Annotated in this window: 12 protein-coding genes; 4 read left to right on the top strand and 8 right to left on the bottom strand. The window is 63.5% G+C overall.

Annotated features, from left to right (window positions below; genetic code table 11):
* Positions 1 to 42 precede the first annotated feature (42 nt).
* The 5 genes from ACFOW6_RS00170 to ACFOW6_RS00150 form a co-directional block, all read right to left on the bottom strand.
* Positions 43 to 2,172 carry a TonB-dependent receptor gene (locus ACFOW6_RS00170; protein ID WP_382419928.1) on the bottom strand — a complete coding sequence of 710 codons (2,130 nt, stop codon included), beginning with the start codon at positions 2,170 to 2,172 and terminating at the stop codon, positions 43 to 45.
* Positions 2,173 to 2,453: 281 nt separating this feature from the next.
* Positions 2,454 to 3,401 carry a FecR family protein gene (locus tag ACFOW6_RS00165; protein ID WP_382419926.1) on the bottom strand — a complete coding sequence of 316 codons (948 nt, stop codon included), beginning with the start codon at positions 3,399 to 3,401 and terminating at the stop codon, positions 2,454 to 2,456.
* A gap of 121 nt (positions 3,402 to 3,522) precedes the next feature.
* Positions 3,523 to 4,125: a sigma-70 family RNA polymerase sigma factor gene (locus ACFOW6_RS00160; protein ID WP_382419924.1), complete on the bottom strand. Its 603-nt coding sequence runs from the start codon at positions 4,123 to 4,125 to the stop codon at positions 3,523 to 3,525.
* Between the two features lie 135 nt (positions 4,126 to 4,260).
* Positions 4,261 to 5,505: a CaiB/BaiF CoA transferase family protein gene (locus ACFOW6_RS00155; RefSeq protein WP_382419922.1), complete on the bottom strand. Its 1,245-nt coding sequence runs from the start codon at positions 5,503 to 5,505 to the stop codon at positions 4,261 to 4,263.
* Entirely contained in the window at positions 5,498 to 6,478 is a 981-nt protein-coding gene (locus tag ACFOW6_RS00150) for a hydroxymethylglutaryl-CoA lyase (protein WP_382419920.1), read from the bottom strand. Before ACFOW6_RS00150 ends, ACFOW6_RS00155 begins: the two co-directional genes overlap by 8 nt.
* A gap of 62 nt (positions 6,479 to 6,540) precedes the next feature.
* Here ACFOW6_RS00150 and ACFOW6_RS00145 point away from each other — a divergent pair, with 62 nt between their 5' ends.
* From ACFOW6_RS00145 to ACFOW6_RS00130, 4 genes are all read left to right on the top strand, one after another.
* Positions 6,541 to 7,278: a GntR family transcriptional regulator gene (locus ACFOW6_RS00145; protein WP_382419918.1), complete on the top strand. Its 738-nt coding sequence runs from the start codon at positions 6,541 to 6,543 to the stop codon at positions 7,276 to 7,278.
* Positions 7,279 to 7,381: 103 nt separating this feature from the next.
* Complete coding sequence (locus tag ACFOW6_RS00140) at positions 7,382 to 8,350, top strand: Bug family tripartite tricarboxylate transporter substrate binding protein (protein WP_382419916.1); 969 nt, start codon at positions 7,382 to 7,384, stop codon at positions 8,348 to 8,350.
* Positions 8,347 to 8,778, top strand: a complete 432-nt coding sequence (locus tag ACFOW6_RS00135; RefSeq protein WP_382419914.1) for a tripartite tricarboxylate transporter TctB family protein — start codon at positions 8,347 to 8,349, stop codon at positions 8,776 to 8,778. The genes ACFOW6_RS00140 and ACFOW6_RS00135 overlap by 4 nt, the downstream gene beginning before the upstream one ends.
* 3 nt (positions 8,779 to 8,781) lie before the next feature.
* A complete protein-coding gene (locus ACFOW6_RS00130) occupies positions 8,782 to 10,296 on the top strand; it encodes a tripartite tricarboxylate transporter permease (protein WP_382419912.1) in 1,515 nt (504 codons plus the stop codon).
* Positions 10,297 to 10,305: 9 nt separating this feature from the next.
* Here ACFOW6_RS00130 and ACFOW6_RS00125 read toward each other — a convergent pair whose 3' ends face one another.
* The 3 genes from ACFOW6_RS00125 to ACFOW6_RS00115 form a co-directional block, all read right to left on the bottom strand.
* On the bottom strand, positions 10,306 to 12,072 hold the full coding sequence (locus ACFOW6_RS00125) for a TRAP transporter permease (protein WP_382419910.1): 1,767 nt from the start codon (positions 12,070 to 12,072) through the stop codon (positions 10,306 to 10,308).
* 188 nt (positions 12,073 to 12,260) lie between these two features.
* Complete coding sequence (locus tag ACFOW6_RS00120; protein ID WP_382419908.1) at positions 12,261 to 13,244, bottom strand: TAXI family TRAP transporter solute-binding subunit; 984 nt, start codon at positions 13,242 to 13,244, stop codon at positions 12,261 to 12,263.
* A 165-nt stretch (positions 13,245 to 13,409) separates the two neighbouring features.
* The gene (locus tag ACFOW6_RS00115) at positions 13,410 to 14,135 is read right to left on the bottom strand and encodes a GNAT family N-acetyltransferase (RefSeq protein ID WP_382419907.1); all 726 of its coding nucleotides are present in this window, start codon (positions 14,133 to 14,135) and stop codon (positions 13,410 to 13,412) included.
* Positions 14,136 to 14,229: the final 94 nt, after the last annotated feature.

Below are 14,229 nucleotides of genomic sequence, written 5' to 3'. Positions count from 1 at the left end.
TGACATTCTCTCTGCTCCCTCTGCGGGCAAGCGGACGCCCGCCTAGAACTGTAGCCGTGTGCTGAGAATGAAGGAGCGGCCCGATTCATACAGCGGAACCACCGTCGAGAAATCCTGGCCGTATGTGGCGCGGTCCGCATAGGTCTCGTCGAAGAGGTTCTTGACGTCGAGCCGGAGGGTCATGAAGTCGGCGAATTGCGGCCGATATTCGTTGAAGATATTGACAACCCGATAGGCGTCCATCGCCTGGCCCGTGGACTCCTTCGTATCCTCGTTCCTGAGCGCGAGTTCCACGTTACCTCCGACCGTGACCCCTATGTCGTCGAAGCTGTGCGCGGCCTCGATGTCGATGATTCGGCCGAGGGGGGCTCCGAAATACTGGGAGGAATAGGAGGTGGCAGGTTGACCGTCCAGGCTTATCTCGCTGTCCGTGAAATTGGCGCGCACGAAGCCGGGACCCCAAGTGTATCCGGCACCGAAACTGTATCCCTTGGTGTCGAAGTCGATGGTGCTGTTGGACCCGTCGCCAGGTGGGTTGTAGCTTGGATCGCGGGCATCGTCGAAGTAGCTGCGGAAGATGCCGGCGTTGAAGGTGAAGCCTTCATGGGCGATCTCGAACCCGGCAGTGAAGTTTTCTGCACGGACGGGGTCTATGCCGTCGCCATAGTTCCAATCCGGGTTCATGATGAAATTCTCGGCAGGGGCAATGCCCCCCCATATGTTGGAGTATCCGGCGCGCAGGGTCAGGTAATCCGTGACATCGAAGGCAGCGGAGATGTTGCCGCTGAGGCCGATGTTCTCGAAGTCGCTGCCGTCGACACCCTCGAACCACTGGTGATCGACTCGGCCGCCGAAAGACAGGCGCAGGGGCTCAAGGAGCTCGAGCCGGGCCTGGGCATACATGCCAACGTTGGTGGCCTGCTCCTCGGCATCATACGTCGGGTCCTTGTAACGTGCGGTCTTGTCGTAGAAATCGGAGCCCACCGTGACGGTGTTGTCCCCCTCGAAGTTGAAGTCGTTCTCAACCTTGCCGGAAAAGCCGCCGGTGGTGCCGACACTGCCGTATGGCTCCGGAACTCCGATCTCCGAATCGCTGTAGGAAAAGACCACTTCCGGATCCCAAAGACCGGCGGCTTCCGGCATGGAGTAGTTGAAGACATAGTTGCGGCTTTTCAGATTGTACTCGCGGACCACCGGAGCGGGATTCCCGATGAGGCGGCCGATGTTCGCACGGTAAGGGCGGTCGGCATCATCGTGGGTTTCCTGGGCGGAGAGTTCGACTCGATGACCGCTGTCCGATTCGTAGGCGGCCTTGGTGAGGTAACTGAAGAAATCGGTTTCGGTCCCGTAGACGCGATCACCGTTGCCGGCATCGTAATCGTCACCTATGCCGTATTTGAAATAGCCAAGCGCCTCGAAGCCCTCGGCCCGGCCATAAGCCGAAATGCCGTTGGTGAAGACGTTGCCATTGGTGTTGAAGCTACTGGTGGCGAAGCCGCCGATGCTGCGGTCCGGCGCCAGCACGTCGTCGACATCGACGGTCTCGTAGACAATGGCGCCACCCAGGGCGGCCGGACCGGAATCCGCGGAGGCGACGCCGGGCTCGACCCGCACCTGCTTCAGCAGGCTCGGGTCGATCAGGTTGTTCCCATTATGGTGGAACACCGTGTTGTTCTGGGACGATCCGTCGAGGGTAACGGCCAGATTGTTCTCTTCGATGCCGTTGACGTACACCTTCTGGGAGGCCGGGATCGCGCCGCCAACCGAGACAGAGGATTCGCCTGCATAGACGTCGCGCATGGTCGAGGGATTGCGGCGTTCCAGGTCCTGCTGGCCGATGTAGATCGAATTCGCGCGATCTGCCGCGCCGAAGAATTCGTCCGCAAAGTTGGTGGTTTCGACCGTGATGGTGTCGAGCATCATGCCTGAATCGGGGTTTTCCGCCTGCTCGAAGATCACGGCGCCCTCATCCGTGATCTCGTAGGCGAGGCCGGTTCCTGCAAGCAACTGGCGCAGGGCCGTATCCGCTCGCATGGAGCCGGAAACGCCGGACGTTGAAACGTCGCGCACCAGGTCGCCGCGCACCGAGACCTGCATGCCCGCCTGTTCGCTGAACAGGGGCAGAGCGTCAGGCAGGGATTGTTCTGGTATGTCGAAATTACGCATCTCCATGGTTTCGGTTGGGCTCTCCGACGTCGTCTGTGCGTCGGCTGTCCCTGCGCACGCGATCGCCAGCACGCAAGCCAATGCGCAGCTCTTGAGCTTCACTCTGCTCCAACCCAAGCTCGACGGTTCACTGCAAGCCATGTTTCATCCCCCATTATTGCTTCGTGCGCAGCTCGCTTGCGCCCGTTATTGCAACTACGACGCAACTGCAGCCCTATGTAAGGGACGCCATGGCTTTGAGGGTTTTCAAATTTTCTTTGAAAAAGTGCCGAGAGGGCCTGTTGGGATCACTCCGAAAGTACCACGACCCAAGGCGTGAACTCCTGCAATTCCGCATCCTGGGCGCTGGCGATGGCGCGCAAGGCCGAGATCGGATCGGCGAGGGTGTAGACGCCGGTCACGGACTGCCGTGCCAACTCCTCGCTGGGCAACAGGACCATGCCGGAATGATAGCGGCGGAGCAGGGAGACGACCTCGGCGACGCTGCGGTCCTTCGCAATCAGGCGCCCGCTTCGCCAGGCGGCAATCTGGTCGGGCGGGATATGGCCTCGTTGCTGGGCACTGTTGGCGGCCAGGCGCAGCCAGTCACCCGCCTCCAGCTGTTGTGCCTCGCTTCCGCTTTCCAGGCGGCTGACTTCGACCTCGCCTTCCTGCACGGCGACCGTGGTGCTTTCATCGGCCAGTTGGATCTCAAAGGTGGTGCCGATAACGCGGGCCTCGACGTCTTCGGTGACGACGTGAAAGGGGCTATCGGGTGCCCCAGCAACGTCAAAGTAGGCTTCGCCCGCAAACAGGCGGATCACGCGGCGTTCGTCATCGATGTCGACCGCAATGGCGCTTTCGGGACCCAGGTGCAGGTTGCTGCCATCAGCGAGTTCTATTCGCCTGTCCTCTGCAGTACCGGTGGTGTAGTCGGCGTCGTAAGGAGGCGCGGCGTCGATGACGACGAAGACCGCCAGCGAAGCGGCGATCCCGGCACCGGCGAGGCCAAGCATGGCTCTGCGGGAGATCGCATTGCGCCGTTTCGGTGCATGTTCCGCTGCGGCCAATCCCGGCATCGGGCTTGTGTGCCCAAGCAGTTCGTAGGTCCGGGAGATCTCTTGCCAGTCCCGCTGGTTTTCGGCATCGGCGGCTAGCCATGCGTTGAAGTCGGCACGCAGCTCTGTGTCTTCCGGAGATTCCCGCAAGGCAATCAGCCATTCGCTGGCGGTTTCAGGCTGCCTCCACTCCGTCATCTCTCTCTGTAGCTCCGCATTTCTCGACTTCCGTATCTTCGCTCAGTACTTGCGCAGACCGGAACGATCTCGTGTCTTGTTGATTAGACGTTCGGGGCGTCCGGAAACTCAAAAATTGTCTCTACCTTTTCCGATACAGCCGTTCCCGGCAGTGTTCCAGGCCCTGCACGACGAGGCTGTGTGCCAGGCCAACCGAGATGCCGAGTTGGGCCGCGATCTCTTTCAAGGTGGCTTCGCCGAAGCGATGCATCTCCAACGCGACACGAGTCCGCTCGGGCAATTCCGCCATGGCTTCGGCGAGGATCCGCAGTTCCTGCTTGCCGCTGGCTTCGCTTTCCGGGCTGGGCTTCTCCTCTGATACCACATGGAGCAGACTGCTTTCCCCCGCCTCCTGCCGGGTGCATTCGCGCTGCAGGCCACGCTGCAGGTCGTGGCATAGGTTGCGTACGATGCGATAAAGATAGGCGAGAGGCTCGGAAACCGACCGCTCCTCTGCTGCTGCGTTGAACTTCAGGTAGGCTTCCTGCACCACGTCCTCGGCGTGCCCTCGGTCGCCGAGGATTCGGCTGGCGTAGTTCACCAACTCGCCTCGATGCGTCAGGTACAGTTTGAGGAATTCGGAATTGCGCGGCACCGTGGGCTCGCTGATGAAGGCCACCTTGCCGCGCTTGCACGCAGGTGGCACAGTGTTCAGACAGAAATTGAGAATGATTTCTATTATCACTCTATTGCTGTTCGACGGGAATTTCAAGAACCTATACATGGGGTGATCTGCGCACGAGTGTTCCGGGAACAGTGACCTGGCGCTGCAAGCGAGTTTGCCACCTCGGAGTACGCAGGGACCCTTGCAGGGAATGAATTACTCGTTCGTGCCCAGTGATATCCGGCGCTTGCCCAGGGTGACCACGCCGTCCTGCTGGAGGGCGGTAATCTCCTCGGATGAGAAACCACTCTGCTGGAGGATGGCCTGGGTGTCGGCCCCCAGTTCCGGCGGCGGCTGGCGCACCTCGCAGGGGGTGCGGTTCAGCTTCACGGGGAAACCCAGCATGCGGATCGGACCATAGCCCGGCTGGTCCACGTCGATGACCATCTTCTGGGCCTGTACCTGCGGGTCAGAGAAGGTTTCGGCCAGGTTCAGGACTCGGCCGCAAGGCACGCCCGCCTTGTTCAGGCGGTCAATCCAGACGGCCTGAGCCTCCTTCGATATCTCTTCGTCCAGCAGGACCTGCAGCTCATTGCGCCGCGCAAAGCGTTTCTCGTTATTGTCGTAGCGCGGATCCTCCATCAGATGGCCCACACCAACGGCATCGAGGAAGCGCTTCAGGATGGTGTCGTTGGAAGGGGCAACCGCGATCTCGCCGTCCGAAGTCTTGAACAGGCCGTAGGGAGCGACCAGCGGGTGGTTGTTGCCGGTGCGCTCCGGCAGGTTGCCGGTGGCCAGGAATTCCGAGGCCAGGTAGGCCATCATGCTGATGGCGCCGTTCACCATCGCGGACTCCACGTGCTGGCCCTCGCCATTCAGGTCGCGCGCGCGCAGGGCGCTGACGATGCCGAAGGCGCAGTAGAGGCCGGCCACAAGGTCAGTGATCGGCTGCGCCGTGCGCATGGGGTCCTCGCCTTCCGCGCCGTTGACACTCATCAGTCCGCTCATCGCCTGGGCAATGAAATCGAAGGCCGGGCGGTCCACATAGGGGCCCGTGCTGCCGAAGCCGTTGATGTTGGCCGTGACGAGGCGCGGGTTGAGCTCCTTCAACCGGGCCTCGTCAAAGCCCATGCGGGCCAAGACGCCGGGGCGGAAGTTGTCGACCATGACATCGGCGTCCTGGATCAGGCGGGCCAGGACGTCCTTGCCCGCCTCGCTGTAGAGGTCGAGCACGATCGACTTCTTGTTACGATTGAAGGCGGCGAAATACCAGGAAAAGCCGTTGGGCATGGCACCCTGTTCGCGCACCGGGTCGCCCTTGGGCGGCTCGATCTTGATGACCTCGGCGCCCATGTCGCCCAGCATCATGCTGCAGAAGGGGCCGGAGAGGACGCGTGTCAGGTCCAGGACGCGAATGCCCTCGAGTGGCGCCTTGGCAGGGGACGCGGCGTCTTCACCCATTAGCCCGCGCATCGGCTGTCGCAACGCTGCCCGTGTCGTGCAGTTCCAGCCGCGGGCCGGCCTTCATGACCTGGCCCGGCAGGCTGCGGCCGATCATCTGCTCAGTCCGGCGGGAGACGGCGATCAGGCGTTCCAGGTCGATGCCGGTCTCAACACCGCTCTCGTGCAGCATGTAGACCAGGTCCTCGGTGCAGATGTTGCCCGTGGCCTTGGGCGCGAAGGGACAGCCGCCCAGCCCGCCGATGCTGGCCTCGAAACGCGTGATGCCTTCCAGCAGGCCGGTATAGACACAGGCCAGCCCGACACCGCGGGTGTTGTGGAAATGCAGGGCGATGTCCGCTTCCGGAACATGGGTCTTCAGGGCCTGGCAGCGCTCGCGCACGATGGGTGGTGTCGCCATGCCGGTGGTGTCACCCAGCGAGATCTTCGTGATGCCCATGTCGCGGTAGGCCCTGGCAACATCCACCACGTCCTCCACGGCCACATTGCCCTCGAAGGGGCAGCCGAAGGCGGTGGCAATGGCGCCGTAGACCTGGACGTCTGCCGGTTCGGCGATGCGGCAGATTTCCCGGAAGCCTTCCAGGGAGGTCTCGCGCGTCCGGTTGACGTTCTTGAGGTTGTGGCTTTCCGAGGCCGACATGAAGACCACCATGGCGTCGATACCGGCCTCCACCGCGCGCTGCGCGCCCCTGGCGTTGGGCACGAGCGCGGTCAGGACGGCGCCCTTGCTGCGATCGATACCGGCCATGACTTCGGCCGCATCCTTCATCTGCGGCACGGCACGCGGCGAGACGAAGGAGGTGACCTCAAGGTGTCGGACGCCGGCCTCGATCAGGCCGTTGATCAGTGCAACCTTCTGCTCGGTATCGATCCAGGTACCTTCCGACTGCAGGCCGTCGCGTGGCCCCACGTCGACAACCTCGACCTTGTCGGGAAAACCGGGGATCGCAGTGCTGTCAGATGATACCATCATGAGCTTTTCACAGCTGTTGCCTTGGTCGACCAAAGCGGTATACCATTTGCTCTGGAGGGTCAATGAAGGAAGCCGAACAACAGCTTGCACAGCACTCCGGGGAGGATGAAGGGGCACCGTCCGCGCGCAACCTTGGTCGGCTTGCGCATTCACGCATCCGCGCCGACATCCTGTCGCTGGGACTGGCCCCGGGCGAGGTGGTTTCCGAGCGCGGCTTGCAGGGCGTCTACGGGATTTCCCGTACACCGATCCGCGAGGCGCTGGCCGCCCTGATCCGCGAAGGGCTGGTGGTGCGCACGGCCCGCGGCTACGCCGTGGCCCCATTCGATCTGCGCGAACTGCGTGAGATCTTCGACTACCGTGAGATTGTCGAGGACGCAGCCGTTCGCCTGGCCTGTCGCAATGCAACGCCACAAGAATTGGACGACCTGCAGAAAACCGTCGACCGCGGGCTTGCCGCCTTCACGCCCGATGACTGGTTCGAGGCCGGGCTGGATGTGCATGTCCGCATTGCCGCGCTGTCGTGCAACCGGTTCCTCTGCGAGGCGGTGCGCGATACAGTGAACCGGACCCTGCGGCCGCGCTGGTTGCTGGCCTCTTCCGAAGAGGCGCGCGAGGCGGCCCATCGTGAGCACAGCGAGATCGTCGACCTGATTCGCCGCCAGGAAGAAGAGCCTGCCGCACGAGCGATCCGCCTGCATGGGCGCGACGTGCGTGACAGGATCCTGAGCGCGATCAGCGACTCTCGCCGGATATTCGGAGCCCGGGCCTTTGCGGAGCCGGGCAGACAAGGGGACTGACCCCGGAGGACGGGGCAGGGGGCGCGCACCGGTTTCCGGAAAGCGGCTGAAAGATGTCCTGCCATGGAGCAGGGCGAATAACAGAAAGCTTGGGAGGAACAACATGACAGCCATATCCAAAGTGCTTGGCGCCGCGGTGGTTTTCGCATCCCTGGGTGCTTTCCAGGCACAGGCCGCGGAGTGCATTGCTCCGGCGGATCCCGGCGGCGGCTGGGATTTCACCTGTCGCACGGTCGGCAAGCTGCTGCATGACCTGGACCTGGTGGACGAGCCGGTCCAGGTGACCAACATGCCCGGCGGGGTCGGGGCGACGGCCTATGCCAACGTCATGTCGAAACGCGCGGACGATGAGTCCCTGCTGGTGGCCACCTCGACGGTGGGCATCACGCAGATTGCCCAGGACAAGTATCCGGCGGGCACCGACGTGATGCGCTGGATCGCCATGCTGGGTACCGATGTGGGCGTCCTCGTGGTGCCGGCGGATTCCGGGCTGAAGGATCTGGACGACCTGACCGACTCCCTGAAGGAAGATCCGGGGTCGGTGACGACGGCAGGCTCTTCAGGGGCCGGCGGCTGGGATCACATCCGCCTGTTGATGGTGGCGGAATCGGCCGGGATGGCGCCGGAGGACTACAAGCAGATCCGCTGGGTGCAGTTCGACGGCGGCAGCCCGGCGGTGACCCAGATGCTGGGCGGACAGATCGATCTGGTTGCCACCGATCTCGGCGAGATCGCCGGTTTTGTGGAATCCGGCGATATCCGGATCCTGGCGGCACTTTCGGACGATCCCATTCCGGCCTTTCCCGATGCTCCCACAGCCATCGAGCAGGGCTACGAGGTGACCGGCTATAACTGGCGCGGCTTTTACACCGGCGGCGAGGTCTCCGACGAGGCCTATGACAGCTGGGTGGAACGCCTGTCGGACCTCTACGAAAGTGAGGAATGGAAAGAAGCCGCCCGGAGCAGCGGGTTGGTGCCTGTCTGGCGTGGCGGTGAGGAATTCGAGACCTATGTGAACGAGCAGGCCGAGCAGATGAACAAGATCTCGCGGGAGATCGGGGTCATCGAATGACAGATCGCATCGTCGGCCTGGTTATCCTGGCCGCCGCGATCTGGTACGGACTGACCGCAGGTACCTATGAGGCGAGCTTCGGCGATCCTCTGGGGCCTGCGGCCTTTCCCGTGATGCTCTCCGTGCCGGTGGCGGTGCTGAGCCTGTTCCTGCTGGTCCGTCCCGACGCCAATCCGGCCTGGGCGAAAGGCGCTCCCCTGCTGCGCCAGGTGGCCGCCGTCTGCATCCTGGTCAGCTATGCCCTGGCGCTGGAGCCGCTGGGGTTCCTGCTGGTCACCTTTGCGGCAGTGGCCCTGCTGTGCCGGCTGCTGGGCGGCCGATGGGGCAGGTCCGCGGTGTCGGGTGTGGCAATCAGCCTGCTGCTCTTCGTGGCCTTCGACCAGGTGCTGGGCCTGCCGCTTCCCGCCCTGCCCGAATTCGTGAGCTGACGCATGGAAACCCTGCACCTGCTGGCCGACGGCTTCGCCGTGGCGCTGACGCCGACCAACCTGATGCTGGCGCTGCTCGGTTGTTTCCTCGGCACCCTGATCGGCTCCCTGCCGGGACTGGGCCCGGTGAATGGCGTAGCCATCCTGATTCCCGTCGCCTTCTCGCTGGATCTGGATCCGACTTCGGCGCTGATCATGCTGACCTGCATCTACTACGGCTGCATGTACGGCGGGCGCATCTCCAGCATCCTGCTGAACATCCCGGGCGACGAGCCGGCCATCATGACCACGCTGGACGGCTATCCCATGGCCAAGGCGGGCAAGGCCTCGGAGGCTCTGGCGATTTCAGCCGTCGCCTCGTTCATTGGCGCCACCTTCGCCACCATAGGGCTGACCCTTTTCGCGCCGATGCTGGCCAGCGTGGCCATTCATTTCGGACCCAGCGACTACTTCGCGCTCTATGTCATGGCGTTCGCCACGATTGGCGGTATTACCGGGGTCAATCCCTTCAAGACCCTGATCGCTGCCTTCCTGGGCCTGATGATCGCTGCAGTGGGCCTGGATCCGGGCACTGGCGTGGCGCGCTTCACCTTCGATTCCTTCCATCTCTATGACGGCTTCGATCCGATCGTGGCCATCGTCGGCCTGTTCGCCATCAGCGAGGTGCTGATGTACCTGGAAAGGATGGATCAGCTGCAGGGCAAGATGGTGCCGCTGGGCCGTGCAATCCCGAAGCTAAAGGATATCCTGTCCGGTGGCTGGGCCTATATGCGCGGCTCCGTGATCGGCTTCGTCTCGGGTGTCCTGCCGGGGGCAGGCGCCTCGCTGGGCGCCTTCCTGTCCTACATCGCCGAGCAGCGCTGGAGCGACAAGAACGGCTCGTTCGGCAAGGGCGATCCGAAGGGTGTGGCAGCTCCCGAGGCCGGGAACAACTCGGCCTCCGGTGGCGCGCTCATTCCGATGCTGACGCTGGGCGTGCCGGGCAGCGGAACGACGGCGGTCATGCTGGCGCTGCTGCTCTCGCTCAACATCCAGCCCGGCCCCCTACTGTTCGAGCGGCAGCCGGACATCGTCTGGGGCCTGATCGCGGCCCTCTATATTGCCAACTTCGTGCTGCTGCTGCTGAACATCCCGCTGATCAGCTTGTTCACGCGCATGCTGAGCATGCCCCAGTGGCTCCTGATGCCCTTCGTGGTGATGGTCAGCTTCATGGGCGTCTATTCCATCAGCCACTCGACTTTCGACCTGCTGGTCATGGTCGGCTTCGGGATCTTCGGCTACATCCTGCGCAAGATCGGGGTGTCCCTGGTACCGATCATCCTGGGGCTGCTGCTGGGCGCGGAGATGGAAAACAACCTGAGACGTGCATTGTCGATCTCCGACGGTGATTTCCTGATCCTCTTCCAGAGTCCGATCGCCCTTGCCCTCTACGCCTTCACGGCCGTTATGCTGGGGCTGTCGTTCTATCTGGCCTTCCGCAAGAACCAGCGTGGGGGAGAGGCCAGGCAAGACGAGTAGGCCGTTGCCTCAGATTCCCCAGAGGAAGAGCAGCGCCAACCCGATCGCCAGGGCGAAGGGCCGCAACCAGGCGCGCCCGGGCTGGCCGATGGCACCGTAGCTGCAGAACATGAGGGCGATGCCCACCTTCAGAGTGGCCGCGAAGGCCGTCAGCGGGTCGACCCCTAGCTGGAGCAAGCCCGGATTGAAGATGAATCCCAGCGGCACCAGGAAAAGCCCGAGGCCCAGAAGCATGGCCTTGCCGGCCACCGGCAGCCAAGGCGTTTCGGCGATGCCCGCGGCGATGAAGACGTTGCCGCAGACCGGCGGCGTGATGGTGCAGAGCAGGGCGTACCAGAAGACGAAGAGATGGGCGTAAAGCTCCGGTACGCCCGCTTCGACCAGGGCCGGCCCGGCCACCGCCACACAGATGATGTAGGCCGCCGTGGTCGGCAGCTCCATGCCCAGGATCAGGCTGGCCAGCGCGGTCAGCAGCAGCACGGCCCAGAGCTGGCCGCCCGAGGCGGAGAGAATCGTGGAGGTCAGCTTGACCCCCAGGCCGGTCATGTTGAAGACGCCGACGATGATGCCGGCGCAGATGATGATCGAGGCAATGACCGCGATCTGCTTGGCAGCACTGACGAGCGCAATCTCGGTGCGCTTCAGCCAGCCCGTGATGGACAGGCTGCCGTCCTCGTTGAAAAACAACAGGACCCAGGCAGCCGCGGCAGCAAAGACGGCGGCAAAGGAGATGGTGTAGTCGGTGAAGGCCAGCGCCCCGATCAGGATGCCGAAGGGCACCAGGAAGAAGGGCACCGTCTGAGCCACGCGCAGCCAGCCGGGCATCAGTTCGCGCGGCAGGGCCTGCAGGTCATAGCGCAGGGCGAAGACATGGACGCCGGCCCAGGCCGCCACGAAGAAAAGGAAAGCCGGCAGTGTGGCGGCCACCATGATGTCCGTGTAGGGCATGCGCAGCAGCTCGGCCATGACGAAGATGCCTGCCCCCATGACCGGCGGCATGATCTGGCCGCCAGTGGATGCCACGGCCTCGACGGCGCCGGCCAGTTGCGGCGGGTAGCCGCGCTTCTTCATGGCAGGAATTGTGACCATGCCCGTGGATGCGGTGTTGGCCGCCGCGACACCGGAGATCGTGCCGTAGAGGGCGGAGGAGACCACCGCCACCTTGGCGGCACCAGCGCGCAGGCGCCCGGCAACCTGGGTCGAGAAGGCCATGAATCCGGCGCCGGCCTGGCCCGCCGAGATGAAGGCGCCGACGATGATGAACAGGGAAATGGTGGTCACCGAGATCCCGGTCAGGGAGCCCCAGAGGCCGCCTTCCGTTATGGTCAGCGTGCCGAGGAAGTAGTCCGGCGGCATGCCGGCATGGCCGAACTTGCCGGGGATGTATTCGCCGAAATAGCCGTAGAGCAGGACGATCATGGCCACTGTCGGCAGGACCGCCTTGATGGCGCGGCGTGCCATTTCCAGCACGGTGAGCAGCAGGATCAAGGCCATGGCCATCTGCAGGCTGCCTTCCAGGGCGCCGTACTGACGGATCAACTCTTCCCGGTCCAGCATGATATAGGCGCAGGAGAGCAGGCCGGCCGCGCCGATCAGGCCGCCGAGCCAGCGGCCCGTTGCGGTTTTCGCCGTGCCGGCACCCAGGAAGAATATCCAGACCACGGCCAGGGCCATGTGCATCGGCCGGGAAACCAGGTTGGGAACCAGCCCGGAAAAGGCGATGTAGAGATGAAAACCGACGGTCAGGAATGCAAAGCCCAGGAGAACCCAGCGCATGATGCTGCTGGAGGAGTGGCTCTCCGAAGTATTTTCTGCAGGGGAGTCTTGGTCCGGCACGGGCGAAACTCTGTTGGAAAAGGACTGGGAGCTGCAGGCCCGGAGTCTCCCTCGGGCCCGAACGTGACCCGGCCCTGCAGGGCAGGTGCCGCTGCAGGGCCGGGGCGTTCAGCTGTTCCGGAAACGGCTCAGCGCATGGAGTCGGGAATCTCGATCCCGGCCTCCTCGTAATAGCGCAGGGCGCCTGGATGGATCGGCGTGCCCATCTGGGCCACCAGGTCCGGTGTCACGCCTTCCCACCAGGGGTTCTCGTCGACGAGGGCGTCGCGCTGCTCCCAGAAGGACTTCACCACCTGATAGGCGGTGTCGTCGTCCATGTCGGTGGTGCCGAAGGCGCCGACGGGAACGGCCACGGTTTTCACCGGCTCGTCCTGTCCGTCATAGGTCCCTGCAGCGATGGTGATGGGACCGGACAGCGGATCCTCGGCGAAGATCTTCTCGCGCTGCTCGTCGGTGAAGCTGAGGATGTTCACGTCCATCGTGGTGGCCAGTTCCACCAGCCCCGGCACGGGATGCGAGGAACAGGTGGCGTAGCCGTCGACCCGGCCGTTGCGCAGGGCGTCCGGCGCATTGTTCAGCTCGACGTTCGAGAATTCCATTTCCTCGCCCAGGCCCAGCAGGCCGAGCACGGCCTTGGTGCGGCCTTCGCAGAAGGTTCCGGTGCCGCCGGGAATGAAGTTCTTGCCAGCAAGATCCTCGATGTTCTCGATACCGCTGTCCTCGCTGACCACGAAGTGGACCGTGATGAAGGGAACGGCGAACAGGGTGCGGATACGGTCGTAGCCCTCCTCACCCTCGAAATCGCCTTCCCCGGCGCGTGCAGTGTCCAGCAGGCTGGGTGGCGTCGTGAAGAGGAAGGCGCCGGAACGACGGGCAGCTTCCTTGACGTTCTGGACCGAGCCCTGGCTTTCCTCGACGGTCGGCTGGATCTGGCCGTCCGTGGCATCCTCGAGCATCTCGGCCAGCTGCACCATCATCACGTAATAGGACGAGGTGGAGGAGGCGGACTTGAGGGTCAGGCGTGTCTGGGCTTCGGCGCCAGCCGAAAGAAGGCCGGCGGTGGCCCCCAGGGCAAGCGCAAAGGCCGTGGTCTTGAGCGCATTGAGTCTCATAAGAATCGTTTCCTTGTTTTTTGAACTGGGGCCGAAGCGCAAACGGCAAACGGCCCTCCCTGTCAGTATGGCGATCCCCATGGCAGGAGAGGCGCGCAGCTTACCTCAGGCGACAGCCACGAAAAAAGCCGTTTCTTGAGCCGGCAAGCCATTCTGCGGCCGGGCTCAGCGCTTCATGAAACGGGATAGCGGTTGTTTCTGCCGGCCCTGAGTGTCGAAGTTGGCTGGTTCCAGCCAGCTTTCCAGGGCCTGACGTATGGCTGGCCAGTCCTTGTCGATGATGGCGTACCAGGCCGTATCCCGGTTGCGGCCCTTGTAGACCATGGCCTGCCGGAAGATGCCCTCGAAGGTGAAGCCGAGCCGTTCGGCTGCGCGGCGCGAGGGGGCGTTGAGGCTGTCGCATTTCCATTCGTAGCGGCGATACCCCAGTTCGTCGAAGGCACGGCGCATCATGAGGTACATGGCTTCGGTCGCGGCTGCCGTCTTCTGCAGGCGCGGCGACAGGCTGATGTTGCCGACCTCGATCACGCCCATGTCGGGCACGATGCGCATGTAGCTGGCAACCCCCAGCGCCCGGCCGCTATCCAGGTCGACGATGCTGTGGAAGAAGGGATCGTCCGAATCCTGGCAGATCGACAGCCAGCGATCGAAGGCCGCGCGGTCAGCGAAGGGGCCGGACGCCATGTAGGTCCAGATCCGTCCGTCGTTGTTCTCTGCAAAGGCCTCGAAAAGGTCATCGCCGTGCTGCCGGGCATCCAGCGGCTCGACCCGGCAGAAGCGGCCTTCCATTGGGCGGCGTGGTGGGAACGGGCGCGGCGTCCAGTTCTCAAGCGGGGCGCCGATCGGCTGTCCCAGTTCGTTGTAGCGGGGGGCTGTGGCTTTGTCGCTCATTCTGTCGTTTTCCGTTGGTTCGTCCTGACGACCGGAATGTGAGGCCATCGGGCTGTCCGGAAAAGGGCCACTTCGCCTGAAGCGGGGGAGCGAC

This window comes from Fodinicurvata halophila, from assembly GCF_042651425.1.
GTDB lineage: Bacteria > Pseudomonadota > Alphaproteobacteria > Kiloniellales > DSM-21159 > Fodinicurvata > Fodinicurvata halophila.
Note: the sequence above shows the minus strand (reverse complement) of the source record. Positions and strands in the feature narration are given on the sequence as shown.